Source organism: Paenibacillus sp. P4_E11, assembly GCF_056401635.1.
This window is the reverse complement of record NZ_JBFUIX010000180.1, coordinates 1-5800: the sequence shown is the minus strand read 5'-3', so window position 1 is coordinate 5800 and position 5800 is coordinate 1. Positions and strand designations below refer to the sequence as shown.

Genomic DNA, 5800 nt, shown 5'->3' with positions numbered 1-5800 from the left:
ATCATGAGGAGGCACTCCTGAGATGAATCTTATTGAGAAAGAAACACTAATAAGTCAAGCGGCAGAGCGGTTCGAGCATGAATCGCCAGAAGCACTGTTAGCCTGGGCTGTAGACACGTTTCCCAATATTACATTTGCATGCAGTTTTGGAGCAGAAGATGTAGTCTTGATTGATATGCTGCACAAGACACGTCCGAACACGGATGTGTTCTACCTAGATACGGATCTGCATTTTCAGGAAACTTACGCAACCCGTGATCGCTTGGCAGAGCGCTATAATCTTAATTTCATCCAAGTTAAACCGAAGTTGACATTGGGGGAACAAGCGGAGCTACATGGGGATGAGATGTGGAAGTCTAATCCTAACGGCTGCTGCAACATTCGCAAAGTCGAGCCGTTGACGGAGATTCTCGGACAGTATGAAGCCTGGATAACAGGGATTCGCAGAGATCAAGCGCCGACTCGTGCTAACGCGAAGAAAGTGGAATACGATACTAAGTTCGGACTTGTGAAATTTAACCCGATCGCGGATTGGACATCTGAAGACGTGTGGAATTACATCCGACAACATAATATTATTTACAATCCGCTTCATGACAATTATTATCCAAGTATTGGCTGTGAGAAGTGTACGCGTCAAGTGCTGCCAGGTGAAGACCCTAGAGCAGGACGTTGGGCAGGCAATGAGAAGACGGAGTGTGGATTGCACAAATAGTGATATTTGGCCTGAGGAGGGGACATAGTGACGGAAACCATCAAACCACATGGCGGCACGTTGATCAACAGACTGGTGCCGCAAGAGAAGCGTCAACAACTGCTAGATGTAGCGAAGACTTTGAAGAGACTTACGATTAACACCTGGACATTGTCCGATCTTGATCTAATTGCAATTGGAGCGTTTTCCCCGTTAACTGGTTTTCTGGAAGAAGGGGATTATCGGTCGGTTGTCGATCAGATGAGGCTTACGAATGGCACGGTATGGAGTATTCCTGTTACTTTGCCTATTGAAGCACAACTCGCCGAGCAGTTGAAAGTTGGCGAACAGGTGGCGCTGACTGGTGAGGACGGCGTTACATACGCCATTCTAGACGTTCGCAGCATCTACCAGGTCGATCAGCAAGACGAAGCAGTGAAAGTGTTCAAGACCGCCGATCCAGAGCATCCGGGCGTACAGAAGCTTCTGCAGCGCTCATCTACCTACGTAGGTGGTCCAGTACAAGTACTGAACCGTCCGAAGCCGGAGAAATTCCAGGATTACTACTTCGATCCATCGGAAACACGGAAACGGTTCTCGCAAAATGGATGGAAAACGGTTGTCGGCTTCCAAACGCGTAATCCTGTTCACCGCGCACACGAATATATCCAGAAAACTGCACTTGAAATTGTCGATGCACTCTTCTTGAATCCGCTTGTGGGGGAAACGAAATCAGACGATATATCAGCGGACGTTCGGATGGAAAGTTACTTGGTGTTACTGGACAATTATTATCCGAAGCAACGGGTGTTCTTAGGCGTATTTCCTGCCGCTATGCGTTATGCAGGGCCTCGTGAAGCGATCTTCCATGCGATCGTGCGTAAGAACTATGGCTGCACGCATTTTATCGTAGGCCGCGACCATGCAGGCGTAGGCGACTACTATGGTACTTACGAAGCACAGGAAATATTCAAGAACTTCACAGCAGAAGAACTGGGTATTACCCCTTTGTTTTTTGAACACAGCTTCTTTTGCACCAAGTGCGGGAATATGGCAACGTCGAAGACTTGCCCGCACGACAAGAACCATCACCTGCATCTGTCAGGAACGAAAGTGCGTGGTCTGTTGCGCGACGGAATATGTCCGCCTGCGGAGTTCACACGCCCTGAAGTGGCGAAGGTGCTAATTGACGGCATGTCTGAAGGTATTCTGCAGAGCAGCAACAATCAATAATTATAATAGAATATTTGTCCACCCTGTCCCATATAGATTGGAGTAACAGTCTAGGGAACTGGGGTGGATTTTTGTTATGAGACGTCCAAGAAGAGTAGTTTTTTGGGTGAACAATCATGGTTTGTTGAAGATCGGCATGATGGGTGCGCTCGTAGCGCTGATGGTCTTTCTATTTACGTACGAGCTTCCTGCCACACGTACATGGACGTATTGGACGATGCCCCTGTCCGGTAAGGTAATTGCCCTTGACGCAGGTCACGGCGGTCCTGACGGTGGAGCATCAAGTAAGGATGGCGTCATCGAGAAGCAAGTGACGTTGTCAATCGCCTTATACTTGCGCGACTACTTACAGCAATCAGGTGCAGTAGTGATTATGACTCGGGAAGAGGACACCGATCTGGCTGAATCCAATACCAAAGGGTACAGTAAACGAAAGACTGAAGATCTGCTTAATCGGGTGGAGTTGATTGAGAAGCAGAAAGCAGATATGTTGGTCAGCGTCCATCTGAACAGCATTCCGTCTGCGAAGTGGACCGGAGCACAAACGTTCTACTCTGCATCCAACTCAGAAAGCCGCAAGCTGGCTACCTCCATACAGGAGGAACTGAAGCGCAACCTGAACAATACAGATCGGGTTCCCAAGCCTGACAGCACCGTATATTTACTAAAGGCTTTAACCATTCCATCGACCTTGGTGGAAGTAGGATTTCTGTCTAATCCCCAAGAAGCCAAACAGATGGCGACCGATAAGTACCAGAGGAAAGTGGCAGAATCGATTTATCGTGGAGTTCTGAAATTCGCCTCCGAGGAGAAGAAGTAATTCGATTTGGAGTAAGGACATCGTATGGTATAATGGACACAATAGTACAACTAACCTTATCATACCGGGGGTCCTTATGATTTCGAAAGAGCAAGTATTGGACATATTAAGCTTCTTACAAGATCCTGAGTACAAGCAATCCTTAGTACAACTGCAATTGGTCCGGGACTTGATGGTCAAAGAGACTAGCATTTCCTTAAGTTTGATCGCGACTCGGGACGATGAATCCTATATTCAGTCGTTGAAGGATCAAGCGGTGCAAGCCTTACGTGAGGCTGGGAACGCTGATGTTCATGTRAGGGTAAGACGGATTACCGATTATGAGYGGACTGAACTAGCCAAGCGGATAGGGGCTCCAGCTCCTGCGCCTAAGACTACGGCACAAGCTCCAGTCTCGGCGCCTACATCTGCTGCTAGCGCTAGTATTCTCTCGCCGGAGTCCAACGTACAATTCATAGCCATCGCAAGCGGGAAGGGTGGGGTAGGCAAATCCACGGTAACGGTGAATTTGGCTGTTGCCCTAGCCCGTCAAGGGAAAAGGGTAGGTATCGTAGATGCGGATATATACGGATTCAGCGTTCCGGATATGATGGGAATCGAAGTCCGACCTGAAGTTGTGGATCAACGCATTGTCCCTGTGGAGCGTCACGGAGTGAAAGTCATCTCGATGGGTTTCTTCGTGGAAGACAACGCGCCTATCATATGGCGTGGACCGATGCTGGGCAAGATGTTGAAAAATTTCTTCAACGAAGTGAACTGGGGCGAGTTGGATTACTTGCTGCTGGACTTGCCGCCGGGAACAGGCGATATCGCGCTTGACGTTCACCAGATGATCCCTCAGAGCAAGGAGATCATTGTCACGACACCTCATGCGACAGCAGCCTTCGTAGCAGCTCGTGCAGGAGCAATGGCCGTGCATACGAACCATGAGATTCTGGGCGTGGTGGAGAATATGGCGTATTATCAGAATGCCAATGGGGAGAAGGATTATGTGTTTGGGCGTGGTGGRGGCGGCAAGCTTGCCGAAGAGCTTCATACTCAACTGTTAGCGCAAATTCCGCTTGGAGCCCCAGATAATCACCCGCAAGAACCGGATTACTCGCCATCTGTTTATAAGGCCGATACCGAGATAGGTAAGATATATCTGGGAGTAGCGGAACAATTAATTCAGAAGCTGAACGGCTGATTGGAACGATAGGAATACAAACTTCGGAATACAGACAAAAGGACTGGATGGGGAGCTATTCGCTGCCTGGATCCGGTCCTTTTTGCTGATCATAATAATCCGGGGGGAGGCCCACAAAGGGGCTTCGCCGTGGAATAAGCTTCGAAAGGCCAGCGTCACTTTGTGGGGTTATATTTATTTGGATTGCTCCTTATCCTTGCCGCCTTCGCCACCTTCGCCGCCACCATCACCTGATTTTTTCTTTTGTGGATTGGCCTGCTCATCCAACGCTTTTTTCAATAATTGCAAGATCTCCGTCTTGAAGAGCGGACTTTGCATCGATTCTTGCATGATGGTCATCGTCTGCTGCCGATACTGTGCGGACTTCATGACCTCGGTCACGATTTTTTCGTATTCCGGGTTTTTCATGATTTCGAGCATTTGCTTCTGATATTCCGGGTCTTTCATCAGATCTTTCTGGAGCTGCTTATTCTGTTTCTGTATAGCTTTAGCGAAGTCGCCGGCGAATTTCGGATCTGTCATCAGTTGGCGAATAACAACATCCGTATCTTGAGCGGTAAGAATATCTTTGACCGCTAGCTGCACTTGTTGCCCGGTATCGGTGGAGAGGAGCTTCATTTGGCTGTTTTGATCACTAAGAGAGGCTTCCATAATGGCCTTCTTGCCCTCTTCAGTCTTGAGTATATCGAGCACCATCGACTTTGTTTCCTTATAACCGCCGCCGGCGCTACTTTGCGAGCTGCCCTGAGATCCGCTGCCGCAGGAAGCGAGTAAAGGCAGGAGGAGGACGGGAACCCAACGTAAGCTCTTGGCATGCATAATACGGATTGCTCCCTTCACGAGAATATTCAGGTTACGGTCCCTTACAAAGGGGTAACAGCAGGTTGGCTGCTACAGAGCACTTTGAAGGGATAAGTTTTATCTTAGTATCTGTCAATGACGTTGGTTTATGTTCGGGATTGATTGGCTTTTTATTGGTCAGCTTGGTACAATCGTGTATAGCATTTATGTTCGAAGAAAGTACGGAGGGGATTGGCTTGACACTTAGAAAATGGTGGTATTTGTTCTGGAGCACGCTCGTGATCGGGACAATTGCCGGTATGATTGCTGGGGCCTTCATTAAGACGTATGACGACAGTTTTGTATTCATGGGTGTATCTGTTGGGGCGTACGAGTGGCTATTTATGGTATTTGGAGCAAGTATGATCAGTGTATTGAGCCAGATGGGTTTTTTTGCTTATTTGACCATCCGCTTTATAGCATTAAGTATTTTCCGGCGCAAAATGGTGTATTGGACGATCCTTCAAGTGCTGTTCGTGGGCATAGCCGTAATCGATTTAGCGTATCTTAGGTACAGCAATTATGACGAACCCGATAAATCAGTGGGGGCCTTCACAGTATTGCCCATTGCCATCCTTGTTATTTCCTTACTGATTTCCTACTGGAAAGTGAAGAAAACGAATAGAACTGCATTTATCCCTACGTTATTTTTCATGAGTGTCGTAACGATATTGGAAGCCGTTCCTGCCTTTAGTTTGGACGAAACGGGCAACTCTTATGTCATATTTATGATTGTACCGCTATTGGTTTGTAATGCCTGGCAAATTATGCAGCTTCACAAAATTGTTCAAACAACCAAAAAGAGCTAGATTATCTAGCTCTTCTGGTTATTACCTCCCATTATTTGGGCTGCATGGTTTGTTTCTCGGCTTCCTTCTGGGTAACGCTCGTTTGTTGAATCAATTGGCCTACGGTTACGAATTCGTATCCTTTAGCACGCAGTTGATCGAGGATAGTTGGAAGTGCTTCGTGCGTTTGTTTCACAGAATCACTGGCATGGAACAGAACAATATCGCCGGGATGTACC

The 5800-nt window shown here is 47.7% G+C and carries 6 protein-coding genes and 1 pseudogene; 5 read left to right on the top strand and 2 right to left on the bottom strand.

The annotated features are described in order from the left end of the window. Positions 1 to 22: 22 nt before the first annotated feature. The 4 genes from AC1DWB_RS30580 to AC1DWB_RS30565 all read left to right on the top strand — a co-directional run bounded on the left by AC1DWB_RS30580 (position 23) and on the right by AC1DWB_RS30565 (position 3933). The gene (locus tag AC1DWB_RS30580; protein WP_477544871.1) at positions 23 to 715 is read left to right on the top strand and encodes a phosphoadenylyl-sulfate reductase; all 693 of its coding nucleotides are present in this window, start codon (positions 23 to 25) and stop codon (positions 713 to 715) included. A gap of 27 nt (positions 716 to 742) precedes the next feature. Beyond that, positions 743 to 1927, top strand: a complete 1185-nt coding sequence (gene sat, locus AC1DWB_RS30575) for a sulfate adenylyltransferase (RefSeq protein WP_477544870.1) — start codon at positions 743 to 745, stop codon at positions 1925 to 1927. A 76-nt stretch (positions 1928 to 2003) separates the two neighbouring features. Continuing rightward, a complete protein-coding gene (gene cwlD, locus AC1DWB_RS30570) occupies positions 2004 to 2747 on the top strand; it encodes an N-acetylmuramoyl-L-alanine amidase CwlD (RefSeq protein ID WP_477544869.1) in 744 nt (247 codons plus the stop codon). 76 nt (positions 2748 to 2823) lie between these two features. Beyond that, entirely contained in the window at positions 2824 to 3933 is a 1110-nt protein-coding gene (locus tag AC1DWB_RS30565) for an Mrp/NBP35 family ATP-binding protein (protein WP_477544868.1), read from the top strand. 174 nt (positions 3934 to 4107) lie between these two features. On the opposite strand, the gene gerD is transcribed toward AC1DWB_RS30565, so the two are convergent. Next, positions 4108 to 4752, bottom strand: a complete 645-nt coding sequence (gerD, locus tag AC1DWB_RS30560; protein WP_477544867.1) for a spore germination lipoprotein GerD — start codon at positions 4750 to 4752, stop codon at positions 4108 to 4110. A 65-nt stretch (positions 4753 to 4817) separates the two neighbouring features. Between gerD and AC1DWB_RS30555 the strand changes: the two genes are divergently transcribed. Continuing rightward, the gene (locus AC1DWB_RS30555; protein WP_477544866.1) at positions 4818 to 5582 is read left to right on the top strand and encodes a KinB-signaling pathway activation protein; all 765 of its coding nucleotides are present in this window, start codon (positions 4818 to 4820) and stop codon (positions 5580 to 5582) included. Between the two features lie 31 nt (positions 5583 to 5613). Here AC1DWB_RS30555 and AC1DWB_RS30550 read toward each other — a convergent pair. Then, positions 5614 to 5800: pseudogene (locus AC1DWB_RS30550) on the bottom strand (polysaccharide deacetylase family sporulation protein PdaB); the annotation flags it as partial.